Origin of the sequence: Pseudomonas sp. HB05 (assembly GCF_016756915.1) — a bacterium.
GTDB lineage: Bacteria > Pseudomonadota > Gammaproteobacteria > Pseudomonadales > Pseudomonadaceae > Aquipseudomonas > Aquipseudomonas alvandae.
Genome location: NZ_JAESPG010000020.1, coordinates 18647 through 42037, shown reverse-complemented (window position 1 = coordinate 42037; position 23391 = coordinate 18647). Strand labels below are relative to the sequence as shown.

The 23391-nt window shown below is 59.0% G+C and carries 20 protein-coding genes and 2 tRNA genes; 21 read left to right on the top strand and 1 reads right to left on the bottom strand.

Annotated elements, in window-relative coordinates; genetic code table 11:
* Window positions 1–50: 50 nt before the first annotated feature.
* The 7 genes from dnaK to JMN22_RS18110 all read left to right on the top strand — a co-directional run bounded on the left by dnaK (window position 51) and on the right by JMN22_RS18110 (window position 9904).
* Window positions 51–1967, top strand: coding sequence for a molecular chaperone DnaK (gene dnaK, locus JMN22_RS18140; RefSeq protein ID WP_030139778.1), 1917 nt, complete (start codon window positions 51–53; stop codon window positions 1965–1967).
* A gap of 365 nt (window positions 1968–2332) precedes the next feature.
* A complete protein-coding gene (gene dnaJ / locus JMN22_RS18135) occupies window positions 2333–3457 on the top strand; it encodes a molecular chaperone DnaJ (protein WP_030139779.1) in 1125 nt (374 codons plus the stop codon).
* A 9-nt stretch (window positions 3458–3466) separates the two neighbouring features.
* Complete coding sequence (dapB, locus tag JMN22_RS18130; protein ID WP_198797620.1) at window positions 3467–4273, top strand: 4-hydroxy-tetrahydrodipicolinate reductase; 807 nt, start codon at window positions 3467–3469, stop codon at window positions 4271–4273.
* Window positions 4274–4528: 255 nt separating this feature from the next.
* A complete protein-coding gene (gene carA, locus JMN22_RS18125) occupies window positions 4529–5665 on the top strand; it encodes a glutamine-hydrolyzing carbamoyl-phosphate synthase small subunit (protein ID WP_030139781.1) in 1137 nt (378 codons plus the stop codon).
* Between the two features lie 105 nt (window positions 5666–5770).
* Window positions 5771–8992 (top strand): carbamoyl-phosphate synthase large subunit, encoded by a 3222-nt coding sequence (gene carB / locus JMN22_RS18120; protein WP_198797619.1) that lies wholly within the window; start codon window positions 5771–5773, stop codon window positions 8990–8992.
* Between the two features lie 2 nt (window positions 8993–8994).
* Window positions 8995–9471 (top strand): transcription elongation factor GreA, encoded by a 477-nt coding sequence (gene greA, locus JMN22_RS18115; RefSeq protein WP_030139783.1) that lies wholly within the window; start codon window positions 8995–8997, stop codon window positions 9469–9471.
* A 28-nt stretch (window positions 9472–9499) separates the two neighbouring features.
* On the top strand, window positions 9500–9904 hold the full coding sequence (locus tag JMN22_RS18110) for a hypothetical protein (RefSeq protein ID WP_030139784.1): 405 nt from the start codon (window positions 9500–9502) through the stop codon (window positions 9902–9904).
* A 10-nt stretch (window positions 9905–9914) separates the two neighbouring features.
* Here the strand turns inward: JMN22_RS18110 and JMN22_RS18105 are convergent, their stop codons facing one another.
* Window positions 9915–10223, bottom strand: a complete 309-nt coding sequence (locus tag JMN22_RS18105; RefSeq protein ID WP_003177852.1) for a YhbY family RNA-binding protein — start codon at window positions 10221–10223, stop codon at window positions 9915–9917.
* Between the two features lie 106 nt (window positions 10224–10329).
* Here JMN22_RS18105 and rlmE point away from each other — a divergent pair, with 106 nt between their 5' ends.
* From rlmE to rpsO, 14 genes are all read left to right on the top strand, one after another.
* Window positions 10330–10962: a 23S rRNA (uridine(2552)-2'-O)-methyltransferase RlmE gene (gene rlmE / locus JMN22_RS18100; RefSeq protein WP_003177853.1), complete on the top strand. Its 633-nt coding sequence runs from the start codon at window positions 10330–10332 to the stop codon at window positions 10960–10962.
* 200 nt (window positions 10963–11162) lie between these two features.
* Window positions 11163–13073 (top strand): ATP-dependent zinc metalloprotease FtsH, encoded by a 1911-nt coding sequence (ftsH, locus tag JMN22_RS18095; RefSeq protein ID WP_030139785.1) that lies wholly within the window; start codon window positions 11163–11165, stop codon window positions 13071–13073.
* 8 nt (window positions 13074–13081) lie between these two features.
* On the top strand, window positions 13082–13933 hold the full coding sequence (gene folP / locus JMN22_RS18090; protein ID WP_198797618.1) for a dihydropteroate synthase: 852 nt from the start codon (window positions 13082–13084) through the stop codon (window positions 13931–13933).
* A 16-nt stretch (window positions 13934–13949) separates the two neighbouring features.
* Entirely contained in the window at window positions 13950–15287 is a 1338-nt protein-coding gene (gene glmM / locus JMN22_RS18085; RefSeq protein ID WP_030139787.1) for a phosphoglucosamine mutase, read from the top strand.
* 66 nt (window positions 15288–15353) lie between these two features.
* Window positions 15354–16109 (top strand): triose-phosphate isomerase, encoded by a 756-nt coding sequence (tpiA, locus tag JMN22_RS18080; protein WP_030139788.1) that lies wholly within the window; start codon window positions 15354–15356, stop codon window positions 16107–16109.
* 4 nt (window positions 16110–16113) lie between these two features.
* A complete protein-coding gene (gene secG / locus JMN22_RS18075; RefSeq protein WP_030139789.1) occupies window positions 16114–16497 on the top strand; it encodes a preprotein translocase subunit SecG in 384 nt (127 codons plus the stop codon).
* Between the two features lie 21 nt (window positions 16498–16518).
* A tRNA-Leu gene (locus tag JMN22_RS18070) sits at window positions 16519–16604 on the top strand.
* Between the two features lie 97 nt (window positions 16605–16701).
* A tRNA-Met gene (locus JMN22_RS18065) sits at window positions 16702–16778 on the top strand.
* A gap of 136 nt (window positions 16779–16914) precedes the next feature.
* On the top strand, window positions 16915–17373 hold the full coding sequence (rimP, locus tag JMN22_RS18060; protein ID WP_181287549.1) for a ribosome maturation factor RimP: 459 nt from the start codon (window positions 16915–16917) through the stop codon (window positions 17371–17373).
* 59 nt (window positions 17374–17432) lie between these two features.
* Complete coding sequence (gene nusA, locus JMN22_RS18055; protein WP_181287550.1) at window positions 17433–18914, top strand: transcription termination factor NusA; 1482 nt, start codon at window positions 17433–17435, stop codon at window positions 18912–18914.
* Window positions 18915–18941: 27 nt separating this feature from the next.
* Entirely contained in the window at window positions 18942–21461 is a 2520-nt protein-coding gene (gene infB / locus JMN22_RS18050) for a translation initiation factor IF-2 (protein WP_198797617.1), read from the top strand.
* 159 nt (window positions 21462–21620) lie between these two features.
* Window positions 21621–22022: a 30S ribosome-binding factor RbfA gene (rbfA, locus tag JMN22_RS18045; RefSeq protein WP_198797616.1), complete on the top strand. Its 402-nt coding sequence runs from the start codon at window positions 21621–21623 to the stop codon at window positions 22020–22022.
* Window positions 22023–22025: 3 nt separating this feature from the next.
* Window positions 22026–22943, top strand: a complete 918-nt coding sequence (truB, locus tag JMN22_RS18040; RefSeq protein WP_030139793.1) for a tRNA pseudouridine(55) synthase TruB — start codon at window positions 22026–22028, stop codon at window positions 22941–22943.
* A 142-nt stretch (window positions 22944–23085) separates the two neighbouring features.
* Complete coding sequence (gene rpsO / locus JMN22_RS18035; RefSeq protein WP_011332409.1) at window positions 23086–23355, top strand: 30S ribosomal protein S15; 270 nt, start codon at window positions 23086–23088, stop codon at window positions 23353–23355.
* Window positions 23356–23391 lie beyond the last annotated feature (36 nt).

Genomic DNA, 23391 nt, shown 5'->3' with positions numbered 1-23391 from the left:
GTTAGCCACCACTGCTGCGGCAACAAAATTCAAGTTCCGGGAGAGTTAACATGGGCAAGATTATCGGCATCGACCTGGGGACCACCAACTCGTGCGTCTCCGTGCTGGAAAACGGCAAGGCCAAGGTTATTGAAAACGCTGAAGGCGCGCGCACCACGCCGTCGATCATCGCATACGCCAACGACGGCGAGATCCTGGTGGGCCAGTCCGCCAAGCGTCAGGCTGTGACCAATCCGCATAACACCCTGTACGCGGTCAAGCGTCTGATCGGTCGCAAGTTCGACGAAGAAGTTGTTCAGAAAGACATCAAGATGGTGCCTTACAAAATCGCCAAGGCTGACAATGGCGACGCCTGGGTTGAAGTGAACGGCCAGAAAATGGCCCCGCCACAGATCTCGGCAGAAATTCTGAAGAAGATGAAGAAGACCGCCGAAGACTATCTCGGCGAAGCGGTGACTGAAGCGGTCATCACTGTCCCTGCCTATTTCAACGATAGCCAGCGCCAGGCGACCAAAGACGCCGGCCGCATCGCAGGCCTGGACGTAAAACGTATCATCAACGAACCTACCGCGGCGGCTCTGGCCTACGGCATGGACAAGGCCAAGGGCGATCACACCGTGATCGTTTATGACCTGGGTGGCGGTACTTTCGACGTTTCCGTGATCGAAATCGCGGAAGTCGACGGTGAGCACCAGTTCGAAGTGTTGGCCACCAACGGTGACACTTTCCTCGGTGGTGAAGACTTCGACATCCGCCTGATCGACTACCTCGTCGACGAGTTCAAGAAAGAAAGCGGCATGAACCTCAAGGGTGACCCGCTGGCCATGCAGCGCCTGAAAGAGGCCGCTGAAAAAGCCAAGATCGAACTGTCCTCGAGCCAGTCGACCGACGTGAACCTGCCGTACATCACTGCAGACGCTACCGGTCCTAAGCACCTGAACGTAAAAATCTCCCGCGCCAAGCTCGAAGCGCTGGTGGAAGACCTGGTTCAGCGCACCATCGAACCTTGCCGCATTGCGATGAAGGATGCCGGTATCGACGTGGGTTCGATCAACGACGTGATCCTGGTCGGCGGTCAGACCCGTATGCCACTGGTGCAGAAGCTGGTTACCGATTTCTTCGGTAAAGAAGCTCGCAAGGATGTGAACCCTGACGAAGCCGTTGCCATGGGTGCAGCTATCCAGGGCGCCGTTCTCGCCGGTGACGTGAAAGACGTTCTGCTGCTGGACGTAAGCCCGCTGACCCTGGGTATCGAAACCATGGGTGGCGTGATGACAGCGCTGATCGAGAAAAACACCACGATTCCTACCAAGAAATCCCAGGTGTTCTCGACTGCCGATGACAACCAGAGCGCCGTGACCATCCACGTTCTGCAAGGCGAGCGCAAGCAAGCTGCCCAGAACAAGTCCCTGGGCAAGTTCGACCTGGCCGAGATTCCACCGGCACCACGTGGCGTGCCACAGATCGAGGTGACCTTCGACATCGACGCCAACGGCATCCTGCACGTCGGCGCGAAAGACAAGGCGACCGGCAAGACCCAGTCGATCGTGATCAAGGCCAACTCCGGTCTGTCCGAGGAAGAAATTCAGCAAATGGTCCGCGATGCTGAAGTCAACGCCGAGGAAGACCGCAAGTTCGAAGAGCTGGCAAGCGCTCGCAATCAGGGTGACGCTCTGGTGCACTCGACTCGCAAGATGGTTGCCGATGCTGGCGAGAAAGTGACCGCTGAAGAGAAAACCGCTATCGAGGCAGCCGTGGTTGCCCTTGAAGCGGCTGTCAAAGGTGACGACAAGGCGGCCATCGAGGCGAAGATCGAAGAATTGTCGAAAGTCTCCGCTCCAGTGGCTCAGAAGATGTACGCCGAACAGGCTCAGCCAGCTGAAGGCGCCGCGCAGCAAGGCGAATCGGCTGAAAAAGCCGACGACGTCGTCGACGCTGAGTTCGAAGAAGTGAAAGACAACAAGTAATCGCTTGTTGGTCGGCCGGTTGACTGCATTTGTGCGGTGGCTGGTAGGATGTCGCCGCGCGGGAGCTTGCTCCCGCGTTGGCGTGTCTGGAGCCAGCGAATTTTTACAACATGCGACAGTGTTCGGGTGTTGGCGGTGTGTTCGGGAATGCTCCTGCTTTTCGGGCGATGAGCACCGCATTTTGGCCGGGGCCCTGGCTGAAAGATTTGGATTGTAGGAGACGTCGCGCAGGCACTTTTCCTACAAAGCCTACGACCAGGATCGTTGAATTGACGTGAGTTGGGTCCGGGCCTGTATTGGGGCTCAACGAGTTTGGCAAGGTTCAGGAGAGGTTTGCCGAACGTCCTATAAGAGTGCAAAGACTAATGGCAAAGCGTGATTTTTACGAAGTATTGGGTGTCGAGCGCGGTGCCAGCGAGGCAGAGCTGAAAAAGGCTTATCGTCGCCTGGCGATGAAGCATCACCCGGACCGTAATCCCGGCGACAAAGCGTCGGAAGAGATGTTCAAGGAAGCCAACGAGGCTTACGAAGTCCTGTCCGACTCCAGTAAGCGCGCGGCCTACGACCAGTACGGTCATGCCGGTGTCGACCCAAGCATGGGCGGCGGTGGCGCCGGTTTCGGCGGCCAGAACTTCTCCGACATCTTCGGCGATGTTTTCAGCGATTTTTTCGGCGGTGGTCGCGGCGGTGCCCGTGGTGGCGCCCAGCGTGGCAGTGACCTGCGCTACACGCTGGAGCTTAACCTGGAAGAAGCGGTGCGCGGTACGACGGTCAATATCCGTGTCCCGACGCTGGTCAACTGCAAGCCGTGCGATGGCTCGGGGGCCAAGAAGGGTTCCTCGCCCGTGACCTGCCCGACCTGTGGCGGTATCGGCCAGGTTCGCATGCAGCAGGGCTTCTTCTCGGTCCAGCAGACCTGCCCGCGGTGTCACGGTCAAGGCAAGATCATTTCCGACCCGTGCGACTCCTGCCACGGCGAAGGGCGCGTCGAAGAATACAAGACGCTGTCGGTCAAGGTGCCGGCCGGTGTCGACACCGGTGACCGCATCCGCTTGTCTGGCGAAGGCGAGGCGGGGGCCCAGGGCGGCCCGACGGGCGATTTGTACGTCGTGATCAATGTGCGCGAGCACGCGATCTTCCAGCGCGACGGCAAGCACCTGTTCTGTGAAGTGCCGATCAGCTTTGTCGATGCAGCCTTGGGTGGCGAGCTTGAGATCCCGACCCTCGACGGTCGCGTCAAGCTGAAGATCCCTGAAGGCACGCAGACCGGCAAACAGTTCCGGATTCGCGGCAAGGGCGTCGCGCCAGTGCGGGGCGGCGGTGCGGGCGACCTGATGTGTCGTGTGGCGGTGGAAACCCCGGTCAACCTGAGCCGGCGCCAGCGTGAGTTGCTTGAGGAGTTCCGCAGCTCCCTTGCGGATGACAACAGCCACTCGCCAAAAACCACTGGCTGGTTCGAAGGCGTGAAGCGCTTCTTCGGCGATCTCTAAGGAGTCCGCATGCGACGTATAGCAGTGATGGGCGCCGCCGGGCGCATGGGCAAGGCGTTGGTCGAGGCGGTGCAGCAGCGTTCGCCGCTGTCGGGACTGACGGCTGCCATCGTCCGGCCTGACAGCACCCTGGTCGGAGCCGACGCTGGCGAATTGGCCTCGATTGGGCGTATCGGCGTGCCGATGTCCGGTGGACTGGAAAAGGTGATCGACGAATTTGACGTCCTCATTGATTTCACCTTGCCGGAAGTCATGCTGAAGAACCTTGCCGTCTGCCGCAAGGCAGGCAAGGCCATGGTTATCGGTACGACCGGTCTGGATGCTGCGCAGAAGCAGTTGCTGGCCGAAGCTGGCAAGGACATTCCAATCGTGTTCGCGGCGAATTTCAGCGTGGGCGTGAACCTGTCGCTCAAATTGCTCGACTTGACGGCGCGGGTCCTGGGTGACGATGCGGATATCGAAATCATCGAGGCCCATCACCGGCACAAGATCGATGCGCCTTCGGGAACGGCCTTGCGCATGGGTGAAGTAATTGCCGATGCGCTGGGGCGGGATCTGCGGCAGGTCGCCGTGTATGGGCGCGAGGGGCATACCGGTGCTCGCGAGCGCGACACCATCGGCTTCGCGACCGTACGTGGTGGTGACGTGGTGGGTGACCATACCGTGTTGTTCGCCACCGAAGGCGAGCGCCTGGAGATCACCCACAAGGCGTCGAGCCGGATGACCTTCGCCAAGGGCGCCGTGCGTGCCGCGTTGTGGCTGGATGGGCGCGAGCCTGGTTTGTACGACATGCAGGACGTTCTCGACCTGCGTTGATGTCCCTGGAGGCGGGGTTCAGGTTATACTGAGCCCCGTTTTACACCGCTTCGCGACGACCTGTCGCATTCCCCTGCCTTTAAGGCTCATTAGCGGTGGACCAAAAAAGCCTTTTTCTGTAAGCTACAGCTTTAGTGTGTCCACTAAAAGCGCGCAGAATAATTCAGTGAACAAGCGGGGTGACGTGTCCATACGTCACTCCGCTTTTTTACAACCTGCGATCGCCCTTTCAGGCTTTATTTACGGGAGGTCTTCTTGACTAAGCCAGCCATACTCGCCCTTGCTGATGGCAGCATTTTTCGCGGCGAAGCCATTGGAGCCGACGGTCAGACCGTTGGTGAGGTGGTGTTTAACACCGCAATGACCGGCTATCAGGAAATTCTTACCGATCCTTCCTACGCCCAGCAAATCGTTACCCTGACTTACCCGCACATCGGCAACACCGGCACCACGCCGGAAGACGCCGAGTCCGATCGTGTCTGGTCCGCCGGCCTGGTCATTCGTGACTTGCCGCTGGTAGCGAGCAACTGGCGTAACACGATGTCCCTGTCCGATTACCTGAAAGCCAACAACGTCGTGGCGATCGCCGGTATCGACACCCGTCGCCTGACCCGCATCCTTCGGGAAAAAGGCGCGCAGAACGGCTGCATCATGGCCGGCGACAACATTTCCGAAGAAGCCGCCATCGCCGCTGCCCAGGGTTTTCCTGGCCTCAAGGGCATGGACCTGGCGAAAGTCGTCAGCACCAAGACGCAGTACGAGTGGCGCTCCACGGTCTGGGACCTGAAGACCGACAGTCACGCGACGATCGAGGCTTCCGAACTGCCGTACCACGTGGTGGCGTACGACTACGGCGTCAAGCTGAACATCCTGCGCATGCTGGTCGAGCGTGGCTGCCGCGTCACCGTGGTTCCGGCGCAAACCCCGGCCGCCGACGTCCTGGCCCTCAAGCCCGACGGTGTGTTCCTGTCCAACGGCCCGGGTGACCCGGAGCCTTGCGACTACGCGATCCAGGCGATCAAGGACGTGCTGGAAACCGAGATCCCGGTATTCGGTATCTGCCTCGGTCACCAGTTGCTGGCCCTCGCTTCGGGCGCCAAGACCCTGAAAATGGGCCACGGCCACCACGGTGCGAACCACCCGGTCCAAGACCTGGACACCGGCGTGGTGATGATCACCAGCCAGAACCACGGTTTTGCCGTGGATGAAGCGACCCTGCCGGCCAACGTTCGCGCGATCCACAAGTCGCTGTTCGACGGCACGCTGCAAGGTATCGAGCGTACCGACAAGAGCGCGTTCAGCTTCCAGGGCCACCCTGAAGCGAGCCCGGGCCCGAACGATGTGGCGCCGCTGTTCGATCGCTTCATCAATGAGATGGCCAAGCGACGCTGACCGCGCGAAGCCCGAGGGCGGCCCCGAACGCGGTGGCCCCCACGGGCGCTTCAAAGATTGTTCGACGGCCTAGCCGACTGACCTGCGGATTTGAGTGACAAACCCATGCCAAAACGTACAGACATAAAAAGCATCCTGATTCTTGGCGCTGGCCCGATCGTGATCGGCCAGGCCTGCGAATTCGACTACTCCGGCGCCCAGGCCTGTAAAGCCCTGCGCGAAGAGGGCTACCGCGTCATCCTGGTGAACTCCAACCCGGCCACCATCATGACCGACCCGGCCATGGCCGACGCCACCTACATCGAACCGATCAAGTGGCAGACCGTCGCCAAGATCATCGAGAAAGAGCGCCCGGACGCGCTGCTGCCGACCATGGGTGGCCAGACTGCGCTGAACTGCGCCCTGGACCTGGAGCGCGAAGGCGTCCTGGAGAAGTTCGGTGTAGAAATGATCGGTGCCAACGCCGACACCATCGACAAGGCCGAAGATCGTTCGCGTTTCGACAAGGCGATGAAATCCATCGGCCTGGACTGCCCACGCTCGGGCATCGCCCACAGCATGGAAGAGGCCAACGCCGTCCTGGAACGCCTCGGCTTCCCGTGCATCATCCGTCCGTCCTTCACCATGGGCGGCACCGGTGGCGGCATCGCCTACAACCGTGAAGAGTTCGAGGAAATCTGCGCCCGTGGTCTCGACTTGTCGCCGACCAAGGAGCTGCTGATCGACGAATCCCTGATCGGCTGGAAAGAATATGAAATGGAAGTTGTCCGCGACAAAAAGGACAACTGCATCATCGTCTGCTCCATCGAGAACTTCGACCCGATGGGCGTGCACACCGGTGACTCGATCACCGTCGCACCGGCCCAGACCTTGACCGACAAGGAATACCAGATCTTGCGTAACGCCTCCCTGGCGGTGCTGCGCGAGATCGGCGTGGAAACCGGCGGCTCCAACGTCCAGTTCGGCATCTGTCCGAATACCGGTCGCATGGTGGTCATCGAGATGAACCCGCGGGTGTCCCGTTCTTCGGCCCTGGCGTCGAAAGCCACTGGTTTCCCGATCGCCAAGGTTGCTGCCAAGCTGGCTGTGGGCTACACCCTGGACGAGCTGTCGAACGACATCACCGGCGGCAAGACCCCGGCGTCCTTCGAGCCGTCCATCGACTACGTTGTGACCAAGCTGCCACGCTTCGCCTTCGAGAAATTCGCCAAGGCCGATGCCCGCCTGACCACTCAAATGAAGTCGGTCGGTGAAGTCATGGCCATCGGCCGGACCTTCCAGGAATCCCTGCAGAAAGCCCTTCGCGGTCTGGAAGTCGGCGTCTGCGGCCTGGATCCGAAGCTGGACCTGAGCAATCCGGAAAGCATGAGCGAGCTCAAGCGCGAGCTGACCGTACCGGGCGCCGAGCGCATCTGGTACGTGGCCGATGCTTTCCGCGCGGGCATGACCGTCGAGCAGATATTCGGCATGAACATGATCGACCCTTGGTTCCTGGTACAGATCGAAGATCTGATCAAGGAAGAAGAGAAGGTCAAGACCCTGGGCATGTCCAGCATCGACCACGACATGATGTTCCGCCTCAAGCGCAAAGGTTTCTCCGACATGCGCCTGGCCAAGCTGCTGGGTGTGACCGAGAAGAGCCTGCGCGCCCATCGTCACAAGCTGGACGTGTTCCCGGTCTACAAGCGCGTCGACACCTGCGCGGCCGAGTTCGCCACCGACACCGCCTATCTGTATTCCACGTACGAAGAAGAGTGCGAAGCCGCGCCATCGACCCGGGACAAGATCATGATCCTGGGTGGCGGTCCTAACCGGATCGGCCAGGGTATCGAGTTCGACTACTGCTGCGTACACGCGGCACTGGCCCTGCGCGACGACGGTTACGAGACCATCATGGTCAACTGCAACCCGGAAACCGTGTCCACCGACTACGACACCTCCGATCGCCTGTACTTCGAGCCAGTGACCCTGGAAGACGTGCTGGAAATCGTCCGTGTCGAGAAGCCAAAAGGCGTGATCGTCCAGTACGGCGGCCAGACCCCGTTGAAACTGGCTCGCGCCCTTGAAGCCGCCGGCGTGCCGATCATCGGCACCAGCCCGGATGCCATCGACCGTGCCGAAGATCGTGAGCGCTTCCAGCAGATGGTCGAGCGCCTGAACCTGCGCCAGCCGCCAAACGCCACCGTGCGCAGCGAAGACGAAGCGATTCGTGCCGCCGCGAAGATCGGTTATCCACTGGTGGTGCGTCCGTCCTATGTACTGGGTGGCCGCGCGATGGAGATCGTCTACCAGGAAGACGAGCTCAAGCGTTACCTGCGTGAAGCGGTCCAGGTCTCCAACGACAGCCCGGTGCTGCTGGACCACTTCCTCAACTGCGCCATCGAAATGGACGTGGATGCGGTCAGCGATGGCAAGGACGTGGTGATCGGCGCGATCATGCAGCACATCGAGCAGGCCGGTGTTCACTCCGGTGACTCCGCGTGCTCGCTGCCGCCATACTCGCTGCCGGCGCACATCCAGGATGAGATGCGCGAGCAGGTCAAGAAAATGGCCCTGGAACTGGGCGTTATCGGCCTGATGAACGTGCAGTTGGCGCTGCAGGGCGAAGACATCTACGTCATCGAAGTCAACCCTCGTGCTTCCCGTACCGTGCCGTTCGTTTCCAAGTGCATCGGTGTTTCCCTGGCAATGATCGCGGCACGGGTCATGGCTGGCAAAACCCTGAAAGAGCTTGGTTTCACCAAGGAAATCATTCCGAACTTCTATAGCGTGAAAGAGGCAGTGTTCCCGTTCGCCAAGTTCCCGGGTGTGGACCCGATCCTCGGCCCGGAAATGAAGTCGACCGGTGAAGTCATGGGCGTGGGCGATACGTTCGGTGAAGCCTTCGCCAAGGCACAAATGGGCGCCAGCGAAGTATTGCCGACTGGCGGCACCGCGTTCATCAGCGTGCGTGATGACGACAAGCCACTGGTTGCAGGTGTGGCCCGTGATCTGATCAACTTGGGCTTCGAAGTGGTTGCCACTGCCGGCACCGCCAAGCTGATCGAGGCGGCGGGGCTGAAAGTGCGCCGCGTGAACAAAGTGACCGAGGGTCGTCCGCACGTGGTCGACATGATCAAGAATGACGAAGTCACGCTGATCATCAACACCACGGAAGGTCGCCAGTCGATCGCCGATTCCTACTCCATTCGTCGCAACGCGCTGCAGCACAAGATCTACTGCACCACGACCATTGCTGCGGGCGAAGCGATCTGCGAAGCACTCAAGTTCGGTCCCGAGAAGACCGTACGTCGCTTGCAGGATCTACATGCAGGATTGAAGGCATGAGCATAACCAAGTACCCGATGACTGTTCAGGGCGCGAAGGCCCTGGAAGAAGAACACGCTTTCCTGACCAAGGTCGAGCGTCCGCGCTTGAGCCAGGCAATTGGTGAGGCCCGCGAGTTGGGAGATCTCAAGGAAAACGCCGAATACCATGCAGCTCGTGAAGAGCAAGGCATGGTCGAGGCGCGTGTCCGTGACATCGAAGGCCGCATGCAGAATGCGGTGATCATCGATGTCACGACGATTCCGCATACAGGCAAGGTCATTTTCGGCACCACGGTGGAAATCGCCAACGTCGAGACCGATGAGAGCGTGACCTACCAGATCGTTGGCGAGGACGAGGCAGACATCAAGCTCGGCAAGATTTCCGTCGGTTCACCTATTGCTCGCGCCTTGATTGCCAAGGAAGAGGGCGATGTGGTGGCGGTGAAGACGCCGGGTGGTGTCATCGAGTATGAGATTGTCGAAGTCCGTCACATCTGAACGAAGGCGCCCGCTGCGAGCCGGCGCCATGATCTGGCAGCTCACCCAGATGTTATGGGTGGGCGGCATCTGGTTGTTGCACATTGGTTTGCTGCCGGTGCTGGGTCGAGTTGGCCTGGCACCGCTGCTCATCGACGAAATCGCAGGCATGCTGACGGCGCTGCTGGTGGGGTTTTCCGCGGCGTGTGTGATGTTTCAGGCTTTGGTGCTGGTTCAGGCCGAGGGCCTTGCCAGTCTATGGCGCGACATTCGTGGGCAATTGTTGCTCATGTCGTTGTACGCGTGCGGAATGTTCTTTGCGGTGCATCTCGGCTGGCCGGATGCGAGCCAGTGGCAGGTATTCAGTTACCTGGTGCTGGGTTTTTCCGGATTGGTACTTGTATTGCAGCCGGTTCCTGGCTGGAGTGGCAGGGTGTGCGAGGCACACCCTTGACCCTTTGACATCACTTGAAGCGGTGAACGTTCGACAGTTGCTTGTTGACGCTGAAATTCTTGCGATAAATCAGCGCCATCTTGCCGATGACCTGCACCAGGTCTGCCTTGCCGGTCTTGCACAGTTCGGCAACGGCAGCCAGGCGGGCTTCGCGATCGAGGATGTTGAGCTTGATCTTGATCAGCTCGTGATCGCCCAAGGCGCGTTCCAATTCGGCGAGCACACCTTCAGTCAAACCGTTGTCAGCCACAGTCAAAACCGGTTTCAGATGGTGGCCGATGGATTTGTATTGTTTCTTCTGCTCTTGAGTGAGCGGCATAATCTGACCCCTGCGTCTGATCTTGTAAAAAAGCGGCGGCCAGTTTACCCGAGCGAGTCCGGGACCGCCCACTTAATCACGACCCGTTTTATTTTTGAGGTGGCCCGTGGCCCGTTCCAAGACAAGTCTTAAATGGCTGCAAGAGCATTTCAACGATCCATTCGTGAAAATGGCGCAAAAAGACGGGTATCGTTCCCGTGCCAGCTACAAGCTGCTGGAGATTCAGGAAAGAGACCGTTTGATCCGTCCAGGCATGAGCGTGATCGACTTGGGTGCCGCCCCGGGTGGCTGGTCCCAAGTGACCAGTCGTCTGATTGGTGGGCAAGGCACTCTGATCGCTTCCGATATCCTGGAAATGGACAGCATCCCGGATGTGACCTTCATTCAGGGCGACTTTACCGAGGACGCCGTACTGGCGCAGATCCTCGAAGCGGTTGGAAAAAACGAGGTGGACCTTGTGATTTCCGATATGGCCCCCAATATGAGTGGACTGGCATCTGTTGATATGCCGCGATCGATGTTCCTGTGCGAGTTGGCGCTGGACCTTGCGACTCGGGTGTTGAAGCCAGGTGGTGATTTTTTGATCAAGGTCTTCCAGGGTGAAGGCTTCGACGAATACCACAAGAGCGTGCGCAAGCAGTTCGAGAAAGTCACGACGCGCAAGCCGAAATCATCGCGTGATCGCTCCCGTGAGCAGTACCTGCTGGGTCGTGGGTTCCGTGGTCGCAGTGAGGAATAAGAGGTTTTTCGACCGGGGCGATAGGTTTTTCGTATTTCGTCCCGCGAGCATTAACGAATATTGTGTAGAAAGTGTTTCACAAAGGGTTACAGACGGCGCCTGCCAGAGTCGTAGGTAATGTAGTAAGTTAGGCCGGTGAATATCATGCGAAGCGCGCGCCATTAGCGGAGCTTGCTTCAGAGGGTAGTTAATTGAACGATATGGCAAAGAATCTGATCCTGTGGTTGATCATCGCCGCTGTCCTTGTGACCGTGATGAACAACTTCTCCAGCCCTAACGAGCCGCAGACCCTCAACTATTCCGACTTCATCCAGCAGGTCAAGGATGGCAAGGTCGAGCGCGTAGCCGTTGATGGTTATGTGATTACCGGCAAGCGCACCGATGGCGACAGCTTCAAGACCATTCGTCCGGCTATTCAGGACAATGGGCTGATCGGCGACCTCGTGGACAACCATGTCGTGGTCGAAGGCAAACAGCCGGAACAGCAAAGTATCTGGACCCAGCTCCTGGTCGCGAGTTTCCCGATCCTGGTGATCATCGCGGTGTTCATGTTCTTCATGCGCCAGATGCAGGGCGGTGCGGGCGGTAAAGGCGGGCCGATGAGCTTTGGCAAGAGCAAGGCGCGATTGCTGTCTGAAGACCAGGTCAAGACTACCCTTGCCGATGTCGCTGGTTGCGACGAGGCCAAGGAAGAGGTTGGTGAGCTGGTTGAATTCCTCCGCGATCCAGGCAAGTTCCAGCGCCTGGGTGGTCGTATTCCGCGTGGCGTGTTGATGGTGGGGCCTCCTGGCACCGGTAAGACCTTGCTGGCCAAGGCGATCGCCGGTGAAGCGAAAGTACCATTCTTCACGATTTCCGGTTCCGACTTCGTTGAAATGTTCGTCGGTGTGGGCGCCAGCCGCGTTCGCGACATGTTCGAACAGGCCAAGAAGCACGCACCCTGCATTATCTTCATTGACGAAATCGACGCCGTCGGTCGCCATCGTGGTGCCGGCATGGGCGGCGGTCACGATGAGCGCGAACAGACTCTCAACCAGTTGCTGGTCGAGATGGACGGTTTTGAAATGAACGACGGGATCATTGTGATCGCGGCTACCAACCGTCCTGACGTGCTCGACCCTGCGCTGTTGCGTCCTGGGCGTTTCGACCGTCAGGTCGTGGTGGGGCTGCCGGATATCCGTGGTCGCGAGCAGATCCTGAAGGTCCACATGCGCAAGGTGCCGATGGGCGATGACGTCGCCCCAGGCGTGATCGCTCGTGGTACGCCAGGCTTCTCCGGTGCCGACCTGGCCAACCTGGTGAACGAAGCGTCGCTGTTTGCCGCCCGTTCCGGCAAGCGCATCGTGGAAATGAAAGAATTCGAATTGGCCAAGGACAAGATCATGATGGGCGCCGAGCGCAAATCCATGGTCATGTCGGAGAAAGAAAAACAGAACACCGCTTACCACGAGGCGGGTCACGCCATCGTCGGGCGTGTGGTGCCTGAACATGATCCGGTGTACAAGGTTTCGATCATTCCGCGTGGTCGTGCGCTGGGTGTGACCATGTTCCTGCCGGAAGAAGATCGCTATAGCCTGTCCAAGCGTGCATTGATCAGCCAGATCTGTTCGCTGTACGGCGGTCGTATCGCCGAGGAAATGACCCTGGGCTTCGATGGTGTAACGACCGGCGCGTCGAATGACATCATGCGCGCTAGCCAGATCGCCCGGAACATGGTGACCAAGTGGGGGCTTTCCGAGAAGCTGGGGCCATTGATGTACGCGGAGGAGGAAGGTGAAGTATTCCTCGGTCGCGGTGGTGGTGGCCAGCATGCGAGCTTCTCGGGTGAGACCGCCAAGCTGATCGACTCCGAGGTGCGCAGCATCATCGACCAGTGTTACGGTACCGCCAAGCAGATCCTCACGGATAACCGTGACAAGCTGGACGCGATGGCTGATGCCCTGATGAAGTATGAAACCATCGATGCCGAGCAGATCGACGACATCATGGCAGGGCGCCCACCTCGTGAGCCACGTGATTGGTCGGGTGGCACGGGTTCTTCCGGTACGCCGCCAGCGGTACAGGGCGAGCGTCCGGAAGCACCGATCGGCGGTCCGGCTGCCGACGTTTAAGGCTTGAAATGACTTCTGCCCAGTCCTCGACCCGGTTGCCATGCGGCAGCCGGGTTCTTGATTTATCCCATGCGCACGTCATGGGCATTCTCAATGTCACCCCCGATTCCTTTTCCGACGGCGGCCGATTCAGCCAGCTTGACGCGGCGTTGCGACATGCCGAGGCCATGGCGGCTGCAGGTGCAACGCTGATCGACGTCGGTGGTGAGTCGACCCGCCCCGGTGCACGGCCGGTTTCTCCGACCGAAGAGCTGGAGCGGGTGGCGCCCATTGTCGAGCGCATCCATCGCGAGCTTGATGTCATCATTTCGGTGGATACGTCCACGCCTGCGGTCATGCGCGAAGCGGCGCGCCTGGGGGCGGGATTGATCAACGACGTTCGCTCTTTGCAGCGTGACGGCGCGTTGGATGCCGCGGCGTCCACGGGTTTACCGGTGTGCCTGATGCACATGCTTGGCGAGCCCGGAACCATGCAGAACGATCCGAGCTATGAGGACGTCACCAGGGAAGTCGGTGATTTCCTGGTGGCGCGAATGAATGAATGTGCCGCCGTGGGCATTCCTGCCGAGCGGATCATTCTTGATCCGGGGTTCGGCTTTGCAAAGACATTGGCGCACAATCTCAGCCTGTTCAAGCATATGGAAGCCCTGCATGCCCTGGGCCGCCCCTTGTTGGTTGGCGTCTCGCGAAAGAGCATGATCGGAAATGCCTTGGGGCGTCCGGTGGGTGAGCGCTTGTATGGCGGTCTTGCGCTCGCGGCATTGGCTATTACGAAAGGTGCGCGCATATTGCGGGTACACGATGTAGTCGAAACGATGGACGTCGTGCGGATGATCGCAGCAGTGGATTCAGCCGAATAAGAATGATGGAGCACTTATGAGCAAGAAATATTTTGGCACCGACGGTATCCGTGGTCGGGTCGGTGAATATCCTATTACCCCCGATTTCATGCTCAAGCTCGGCTGGGCTGCGGGCATGGCGTTCCGAAAAATGGGCGCCTGCAAAGTGCTGGTTGGCAAGGACACGCGGATCTCTGGCTATATGTTTGAATCGGCGCTTGAAGCTGGCCTGACGTCGGCGGGCGCCGACGTCATGTTGCTGGGGCCGATGCCTACGCCTGCCATCGCCTACCTGACGCGAACCTTCCAGGCGCAAGCCGGTATCGTGATCAGCGCCTCGCATAATCCCCATGATGACAACGGTATCAAGTTCTTTTCCGGCAAGGGCACGAAACTGCCGGATGAAATCGAGTTGATGATCGAAGAGCTGCTGGATGCACCGATGACGGTGGTTGAGTCGAGCAAGATCGGTAAAGTGTCGCGGATCAACGATGCGTCGGGTCGCTACATCGAGTTCTGTAAAGGCAGTGTTCCGACGGGTACCAGCTTTTCCGGCCTCAAGATTGTCGTCGACTGCGCCCATGGTGCAACCTATAAGGTCGCCCCTAGCGTTTTTCGTGAGTTGGGCGCCGAGGTGGTGGTGCTGTCCGCCCAGCCTAACGGGCTGAACATCAACCATAACTGCGGCTCGACGCACACCGAGGCGTTGCAGGCGGCGGTGCTGGCTGAGCACGCTGATCTCGGGATCGCCTTTGACGGCGACGGTGACCGGGTGCTGATGGTCGATCACACAGGTACGGTGGTCGATGGTGACGAATTGCTGTTCATCATCGCTCGAGACCTGCACGGTCGCGGCAAGCTGCAAGGCGGCGTCGTTGGGACGTTGATGAGTAATCTTGGGCTTGAGCTGGCCCTTGCGGACCTGGACATACCCTTTGTGCGAGCCAATGTGGGTGACCGTTATGTCATCTCGGAGCTGCTGGAGCGCAACTGGGTGATTGGTGGCGAAAACTCGGGGCATATCGTCTGTTTCGATCACACCACTACCGGGGATGCGATCATCGCGGCGCTGCAGGTACTGATGGCGCTCAAGGCGCGCAATGAAAGTCTCGCGCAATCACGCCAGGCGTTGCGCAAGTGTCCGCAGGTGCTGATCAACGTGCGTTTCGGTGGGGGTGCGAGCCCGCTCGAGCATGCGATGGTCAAGCAGGCCAGCGAGCGCGTAACCCAGGCAATGGCGGGGCGTGGGCGGGTACTGCTGCGCAAGTCGGGTACCGAGCCTTTGGTGCGTGTCATGGTCGAAGGTGAGGATGAAGCACAGGTCCGCGGTTACGCCGAAGAGCTGGCGAAACTTGTAACTGAAGTTTCTGCCTGAATTCGGCTTGCCAGTCATGAATCGGTTGGGTAACATCTGCGCCCACTTTGACCGACGAGGTACAGCATGCGTCGCCCTATGGTAGCTGGTAACTGGAAGATGCACGGTACCCGCGCCAGCGTCGCTGAGCTGATCAAAGGCCTTCGTAATCTGGCCTTGCCAAGCGGTGTTGATGTCGCGGTATTCCCGCCTTGCTTGTATATCAACCAAGTGGTTGATGGCTTGAAGGGTAAGTCGATTTCGGTCGGCGCGCAGAACTCTGCGGTGGAATCCATGCAAGGTGCGTTGACCGGTGAGATTGCGCCGAGTCAATTGGTGGATGCAGGGTGTTCCCTGGTCCTGATCGGACATTCCGAACGTCGCCAGATCATGGGCGAGCAGGACAAGATGCTGATCCGCAAATTTGCTGCGGCCCAGGCTTGTGGTCTGATTCCGGTGCTGTGCGTAGGGGAGACCCTCGAGCAGCGTGAAGCCGGCAAGACGCTTGAGGTTGTCGGGCGTCAGCTGGGCAGCATCATCGAAGACTTGGGTGTCGGTGCTTTTGCAAAGGCAGTCATTGCCTATGAGCCGGTCTGGGCCATTGGCACTGGGCTGACGGCTTCGCCGCAACAGGCGCAGGATGTGCATGCAGCCATTCGCGCGCAGTTGGCGGCAGAAAATTCTGAAGTGGCACGAGGTGTGCGACTTCTATACGGCGGCAGCGTGAAGGCGGCCAATGCGGCCGAACTGTTCGGCATGCCGGATATCGATGGGGGGCTCATTGGTGGAGCGTCCCTGAATGCAGATGAGTTCGGTGCGATCTGTCGCGCCGCGGGAAACTGAAAAAATGCTGGAAACAGTCGTAGTCGTTTTTCATCTGCTGGGCGCGCTGGGTGTAGTCGCTCTCGTATTGCTGCAGCAGGGTAAAGGTGCGGATGCTGGTGCGTCGTTCGGTGCAGGTGCTTCAAATACTGTATTCGGAAGCCAAGGTTCCTCTACCTTTCTTAGTAAGTTTACTGCTATACTCGCCGCCGGTTTCTTCATAACCAGCTTAGGGTTAGGTTACTTTGCTAAAGAGAAGGCTCAAGAGCTGACTCAAGTAGGTCTGCCAAACCCAGCGGTGTTGGAAGCGCCAAAGCAACAACCGGCTTCTGATGATGTCCCGGTGCTTCAAGAGCAAAAGTCGGCTAATTCGGCGACTGACGTACCTCCAGCTCAAGAGCAGAAGTAAGAAGGTTTCAAACGCTGTATTGCCGAGGTGGTGGAATTGGTAGACACGCAACCTTGAGGTGGTTGTGCCCATAGGGTGTAGGGGTTCGAGTCCCCTTCTCGGTACCAATTATCAGGAGAGCCCGCTATTGCGGGCTTTCTTGTAGGTGGAAGGGTTACATTGACCCTATAAGGGATCGGTCGTATACTTCCGCCCCAGCTTTGTCGCGGGATGGAGCAGCCTGGTAGCTCGTCGGGCTCATAACCCGAAGGTCGTCGGTTCAAATCCGGCTCCCGCAACCAGTTTCAGGGCCCCTTCCAAGGGGCTTTTTGTTAGCTGGACACTTTATAACGCCGCTGTTCAACGGCGTTTCAAGGATGGGCGTTTCGCCCATTTTTTATTTTGCAAAGCATGCACTACATGCACGAGGGGGTTCAGGTGTCGAGCAAGCTAGAAGAGTTGCAGGCCTTGTTGGCCCCGGTGGTCGTGGCCCTAGGCTATGAATGCTGGGGTATTGAGTTTTCGGCTCAAGGTCGCCACTCAATGTTGCGCGTTTATATTGATAAAGAAGGCGGAGTGCTGGTGGACGATTGCGCCATTGTCAGCCGTCAGATCAGTGGGGTGCTGGATGTTGAAGATCCAATCACCTCCGAATACACCCTTGAAGTTTCCTCGCCTGGCATGGAGCGCCCGCTGTTCACTCTTGAGCAGTTTGCTTCGTTTGCCGGTGAACAAGTGAAGATCAGGCTGCGCTCGCCTTTCGAAGGTCGACGCAACTTCCAAGGCCTTCTACGCGGTGTAGAAGAGCAGGACGTCGTGGTGCAAGTAGACGAGCACGAGTTCCTGTTGCCGATCGACATGATCGACAAGGCCAACATTATTCCCAGTTTTGACTGATACGTGCCAGATACTGCGGATCCCGCGGATCCAATGGCTTGCGAAAGGCGAGGCGTACGATGAGCAAAGAAGTACTGCTGGTTGTTGAGTCGGTATCCAATGAAAAGGGCGTACCGGCTAACGTTATTTTTGAAGCGCTGGAGCTGGCCCTGGCCACTGCTACCAAGAAGCGGTTTGAAGACGAAGTTGATTTGCGTGTGGAAATCAATCGCCACACCGGTTCCTACGAGACTTTCCGTCGCTGGACGGTTGTCGAGGAAGCCGACCTGGACGACCCGGCTATCGAAACCTGGCCGAGCAAGGTTGCGGAAACGCATCCGGGCGCCAAGGTCGGTGATGTCGTCGAAGAAAAAATCGAGTCCATTGAATTCGGTCGCATCGCTGCACAGACTGCCAAGCAGGTCATTGTGCAGAAAGTTCGCGAAGCCGAGCGCGCGCAAGTCGTCGACGCTTACCGCGAGCGCCTGGGAGAAATCATCTCCGGCACCGTGAAAAAAGTCACCCGCGACAATGTGATCGTCGACCTGGGCAACAACGCCGAAGCGTTGCTGGCTCGCGAAGACATCATTTCTCGCGAAACTTTCCGGGTTGGTGTGCGTTTGCGTGCGCTGCTCAAGGAAATCCGCACCGAGAACCGGGGCCCGCAGTTGATCCTGTCGCGTACCGCGCCGGAAATGCTGATCGAGTTGTTCCGCATCGAAGTGCCGGAAATTGCTGAAGGCCTGATCGAAGTCATGGCCGCTTCCCGTGATCCGGGTTCGCGCGCCAAGATCGCGGTCCGCTCCAAGGACAAGCGTATCGACCCGCAAGGTGCCTGCATCGGCATGCGTGGTTCGCGTGTCCAGGCCGTATCCGGCGAGTTGGGCGGCGAGCGTGTGGACATCGTCCTGTGGGACGACAACCCGGCTCAGTTCGTGATCAATGCCATGTCGCCTGCTGAAGTGGCGGCAATTATCGTCGACGAAGATGCCCATGCCATGGACATCGCCGTTGGCGCAGACAATCTGGCTCAGGCCATCGGTCGCGGTGGTCAGAACGTGCGTCTGGCGAGCCAATTGACTGGCTGGACCCTGAACGTGATGACCGAATCGGACATCCAGGCTAAGCAGCAAGCTGAAACCGGCGACATCCTGCGCAACTTCATCGAAGAGCTTGAAGTCGATGAAGAACTGGCGCAGGTGCTGGTGGATGAAGGCTTTACCAGCCTGGAAGAGATTGCCTACGTACCGGTGGAGGAAATGCTCAACATCGACGGCTTTGACGAGGAAATCGTCAACGAGCTTCGCGCTCGGGCCAAGGATCGCTTGTTGACCAAAGCCATCGCTACTGAGGAAAAGCTGGCAGACGCCCATCCGGCCGAAGACCTGCTCTCGCTTGAGGGCATGGACAAGGATTTGGCGATGGAACTGGCGGTGCGCGGCGTAATTACCCGCGAAGACCTGGCCGAGCAGTCTATTGACGACCTGCTCGACATCGACGGCATTGACGATGATCGTGCCGGCAAGTTGATCATGGCCGCCCGAGCCCACTGGTTCGAGTAATTAGGCGCGGCCTGAGGAGAGAAGTGCATGACGCAAGTCACGGTGAAACAACTGGCCGATGAGGTCAAAACACCGGTAGAGCGCCTGTTGCAGCAGATGCGTGAGGCAGGTCTGCCGCACACCGCCGCCGAGGAACATGTGACCGACAGTGAGAAGCAGTCCCTGCTGACTCACTTGAAGAGCAGTCACAAGGCGAAAGTGGAAGAACCGCGCAAGATCACTCTGCAGCGTAAAACCACCAGCACCCTGCGTGTTGCCGGTAGCAAAAGCATCAGCGTTGAAGTACGCAAGAAGAAAGTCTTCGTACAACGTAGCCCGGAAGAAATCGAAGCCGAGCGCAAACGCGAACTGGAAGAACGTCGCGCAGTAGAAAATGCTGCTCGTCAGAAGGCTGAAGAAGAAGCCAAGCGTCGCGCTGAAGAAGAAGCGCGTCGCCAGCCTGCTGCTGCGCAACCCGCTCCGGCCGAAGCTGTCGAGGCTGTTGCCTCGGTTGCCGAACCTGTGCGCGAAGCCGCTCCAGTCGTAGCGCCGGCGCCGGCTCCGGCCGATACCCGCAAGCGCGACGAACAGCGTCGTCCCGACAAACCACGTGCCGACGACAACCGTCGTGGTAGTGGCGATGGCGAGCGTAAGAACGCGCCTCATCGTGCTTCGGTCAAGGAAAAGGCGCCGGCACCACGCGTTGCGCCTCGTACTACCGACGAAGAGAGCGATGGCTTCCGTCGCGGCGGTCGTGGCAAGGCCAAGCTGAAGAAACGCAACGCTCACGGTTTCCAGAGCCCAACCGGCCCTGTCGTGCGCGAAGTGAAGATCGGCGAGACCATCACTGTGGGCGACCTGGCCCAGCAGATGTCGGTCAAGGCTGCTGAAATCATCAAGTTCATGTTCAAGCTGGGGACCCCGGCCACCATCAACCAGGTTCTGGACCAGGAAACTGCCCAGCTGGTCGCTGAAGAGCTGGGCCACAAAGTGACCCTGGTCAGCGACACCGCCCTGGAAGATTCCTTGGCCGAGTCCCTGAAGTTCGAAGGTGAGGCGGTTTCCCGTGCTCCGGTCGTGACCGTCATGGGCCACGTCGACCACGGTAAAACGTCCCTGCTCGACTATATTCGTCGTGCCAAGGTTGCGGCTGGCGAAGCGGGTGGTATCACCCAGCACATCGGTGCCTATCACGTTGAAACCGACCGCGGCATGGTGACGTTCCTCGACACCCCGGGTCACGCCGCGTTTACCGCGATGCGTGCCCGTGGTGCCAAGGCGACCGACATCGTGATCCTGGTGGTTGCAGCGGACGACGGCGTGATGCCGCAAACCATCGAAGCCGTTCAGCATGCCAAGGCAGCTGGCGTGCCGCTGGTGGTGGCAGTGAACAAGATCGACAAGCCGGGCGCTGATCTCGATCGCATCCGCAGCGAACTGTCGGTTCACGGCGTGACCTCCGAAGAGTGGGGTGGTGACACTCCATTCGTTCCGGTCTCGGCGAAGATGGGTACCGGTGTTGACGAACTGCTCGAAGCCGTTCTGTTGCAGGCCGAGGTTCTCGAACTGACCGCTACGCCTTCGGCTCCTGGCCGTGGTGTGGTCGTTGAATCGCGCCTCGACAAGGGCCGCGGCCCGGTGGCTACCGTACTGGTTCAAGACGGTACCCTGCGTCAAGGCGACATGGTGCTGGTCGGCTCGAACTATGGCCGCGTGCGCGCCATGCTCGACGAGAACGGCAAGCCAATCAAGGAAGCCGGTCCGGCTATCCCGGTCGAGATCCTAGGCCTGGACGGTACTCCGGACGCTGGTGACGAAATGAGCGTTGTGGCTGACGAGAAGAAAGCCCGTGAAGTCGCGCTGTTCCGTCAAGGCAAGTTCCGCGAAGTCAAGCTGGCTCGCGCTCACGCCGGCAAGCTGGAAAACATCTTCGAGAACATGGGCCAGGAAGAGAAGAAGACGCTCAACATCGTCCTCAAATCTGACGTCCGTGGCTCGTTGGAAGCTTTGCAGGGCGCTCTGAACGGCCTGGGTAACGACGAAGTGCAAGTGCGCGTGGTCGGTGGCGGTGTCGGTGGTATCACCGAATCCGACGCCAACCTGGCACTGGCTTCCAACGCTGTACTGTTCGGCTTCAACGTGCGTGCCGATGCTGGCGCTCGCAAGATCGTCGAGCAGGAAGGCCTGGACATGCGTTACTACAACGTGATCTACGACATCATCGAAGACGTCAAGAAAGCGTTGACCGGTATGTTGGGCAGCGACGTTCGGGAGAACATCCTGGGCGTGGCCGAAGTTCGCGACGTGTTCCGTTCGCCGAAGTTCGGTGCCATCGCTGGTTGCATGGTGATCGAAGGTGTCGTTCACCGTAACCGTCCGATCCGCGTACTGCGTGAAGACATCGTGATCTTCGAAGGCGAGCTGGAATCCCTGCGTCGCTTCAAGGATGACGCTTCCGAAGTGCGTGCCGGCATGGAATGCGGTATTGGCGTCAAGAGCTACAACGACGTCAAGGTCGGCGACAAGATCGAAGTCTTCGAGAAGGTCCAGGTTGCTCGCAGCCTCTGACTCGCGTACTTCAAGAGCCGCGTCGGGCAGCCGCATGAACATGCGCTGCCTGGCTGGCGGACTCTAAACGCAACGCCCGGTCTGGCTTTTGCCAGGCCGGGCGTTTGCCGCTTTCAGACCTCGCGGGTTTGACCGTGGGGCAGTTACAGGTAACAAGACATGGCAAAAGAATACAGCCGTACCCAACGAATCGGCGATCAGATGCAGCGCGAGCTGGCCCAGCTGATCCGTCGCGAAGTCAAGGACCCGCGCGTCGGCCTGGTCACCATTACCGCAGTGGAAGTCAGCCGTGACGTCGGTCACGCGAAGATTTTCATCACCGTGATGGGTCAGGACAGCGCCGAAGAAATCGCCCAGAGCATCAAGGTGCTCAATTCGGCTGCCGGTTTCCTGCGTATGCAGTTGGCCCGGGAAATGAAGCTGCGCAGCGTTCCGCAGTTGCACTTCCACTACGACGAGAGCGTCGTGCGTGGCGCGCATCTGTCGGCGCTGATCGAGCGTGCCGTGGCCGAAGACAGCCAGCACCCGGCGACCGCTGAACCCGAAGACACCAAGGAGTAATCGGTGGCTCAGGTCAAACGTATCCGTCGTAACGTCAGCGGCATCATCCTGCTCGACAAGCCGCTGGGATTCACTTCCAACGCAGCCTTGCAGAAAGTGCGCTGGTTGCTCAACGCCGAGAAGGCCGGTCACACCGGCAGCCTCGATCCGCTGGCTACTGGCGTGCTGCCGCTGTGCTTTGGCGAGGCAACCAAGTTCTCCCAGTACCTGCTCGATTCCGACAAGGGTTATGAAACCCTGGCGCAGTTGGGCAAGACCACCACCACGGCGGACGCCGAAGGTGAGGTTTTGCTGGAGCGCCCGGTGACCGTTGGTCAGGCGGATGTCGAGGCGGTGCTGCCGAAATTTCGCGGACAAATCAGTCAGATACCGCCGATGTACTCCGCCCTCAAGCGTGATGGCCAGCCGTTGTACAAACTGGCCCGTGCAGGCGAAGTAGTGGAGCGTGAACCGCGTTCTGTTACTATTGCGCGCTTGGAATTGCTGGCCTTTGACGGTAATACTGCGCGGCTGGCAGTGGATTGCAGCAAAGGCACCTATATCCGAACCCTGGTGGAGGATATTGGCGAGCAGCTCGGTTGTGGCGCGTACGTGGCAGAATTGCGACGGACCCAGGCCGGGCCTTTCACGTTGGCCCAGACGGTCACGCTGGAAGAGCTCGAAGCGGTGCATGCCGAAGGCGGCAACGAAGCGGTCGACCGCTTCCTGATGCCATCGGACAGCGGCCTGCTGGATTGGCCGCTCTTGCAGTTCTCGGAACACAGTGCGTTCTACTGGCTCAACGGCCAGCCGGTACGTGCCCCGGATGCGCCGAAGTTCGGCATGGTCCGGGTACAGGATCACAACGGTCGCTTCATTGGTATCGGTGAAGTGAGCGAAGACGGGCGCATTGCGCCGCGTCGACTGATTCGGTCGGAATGACCGGAACCAGCCTGTGTAACAGCAGGTTGGCGAGTGTGGCTGTTAACAGGCACGGTCACTACTCATTTATAGATACAGGGATTTGTCCCTGGCCTGTTGAAGCTGTTCCTCGGAACAGCTTCCTGACTAAAAGGATTGCCTCATGGCTCTCGACGTTCAAGAAAAAGCTCAAATCGTAGCTGACTACCAGCAAGCTGTTGGTGACACTGGTTCGCCAGAAGTGCAAGTTGCACTGCTGACCGCCAACATCAACAAACTGCAAGGTCACTTCAAGGCCAACGGTAAAGATCACCACTCCCGTCGTGGTCTGATCCGCATGGTAAACCAGCGTCGCAAGCTGCTGGACTACCTGAAAGGCAAGGACGTGAGCCGTTACAGCGCTCTGATCGCTCGCCTGGGTCTGCGTCGCTAATAGCGATTGCGCTAGAGGTTGGTGGTCTGTCGTGCG

Coding starts and splice junctions, on each gene's coding strand:
- dnaK (WP_030139778.1), top strand. CDS start 51: ATGGGCAAGATTATCGGCATCGACCTGGGGACCACCAACTCGTGCGTC.
- dnaJ (WP_030139779.1), top strand. CDS start 2,333: ATGGCAAAGCGTGATTTTTACGAAGTATTGGGTGTCGAGCGCGGTGCC.
- dapB (WP_198797620.1), top strand. CDS start 3,467: ATGCGACGTATAGCAGTGATGGGCGCCGCCGGGCGCATGGGCAAGGCG.
- carB (WP_198797619.1), top strand. CDS start 5,771: ATGCCAAAACGTACAGACATAAAAAGCATCCTGATTCTTGGCGCTGGC.
- JMN22_RS18110 (WP_030139784.1), top strand. CDS start 9,500: ATGATCTGGCAGCTCACCCAGATGTTATGGGTGGGCGGCATCTGGTTG.
- JMN22_RS18105 (WP_003177852.1), bottom strand. CDS start 10,223: ATGCCGCTCACTCAAGAGCAGAAGAAACAATACAAATCCATCGGCCAC.
- ftsH (WP_030139785.1), top strand. CDS start 11,163: ATGGCAAAGAATCTGATCCTGTGGTTGATCATCGCCGCTGTCCTTGTG.
- folP (WP_198797618.1), top strand. CDS start 13,082: ATGACTTCTGCCCAGTCCTCGACCCGGTTGCCATGCGGCAGCCGGGTT.
- glmM (WP_030139787.1), top strand. CDS start 13,950: ATGAGCAAGAAATATTTTGGCACCGACGGTATCCGTGGTCGGGTCGGT.
- tpiA (WP_030139788.1), top strand. CDS start 15,354: ATGCGTCGCCCTATGGTAGCTGGTAACTGGAAGATGCACGGTACCCGC.
- secG (WP_030139789.1), top strand. CDS start 16,114: ATGCTGGAAACAGTCGTAGTCGTTTTTCATCTGCTGGGCGCGCTGGGT.
- nusA (WP_181287550.1), top strand. CDS start 17,433: ATGAGCAAAGAAGTACTGCTGGTTGTTGAGTCGGTATCCAATGAAAAG.
- infB (WP_198797617.1), top strand. CDS start 18,942: ATGACGCAAGTCACGGTGAAACAACTGGCCGATGAGGTCAAAACACCG.
- rbfA (WP_198797616.1), top strand. CDS start 21,621: ATGGCAAAAGAATACAGCCGTACCCAACGAATCGGCGATCAGATGCAG.
- rpsO (WP_011332409.1), top strand. CDS start 23,086: ATGGCTCTCGACGTTCAAGAAAAAGCTCAAATCGTAGCTGACTACCAG.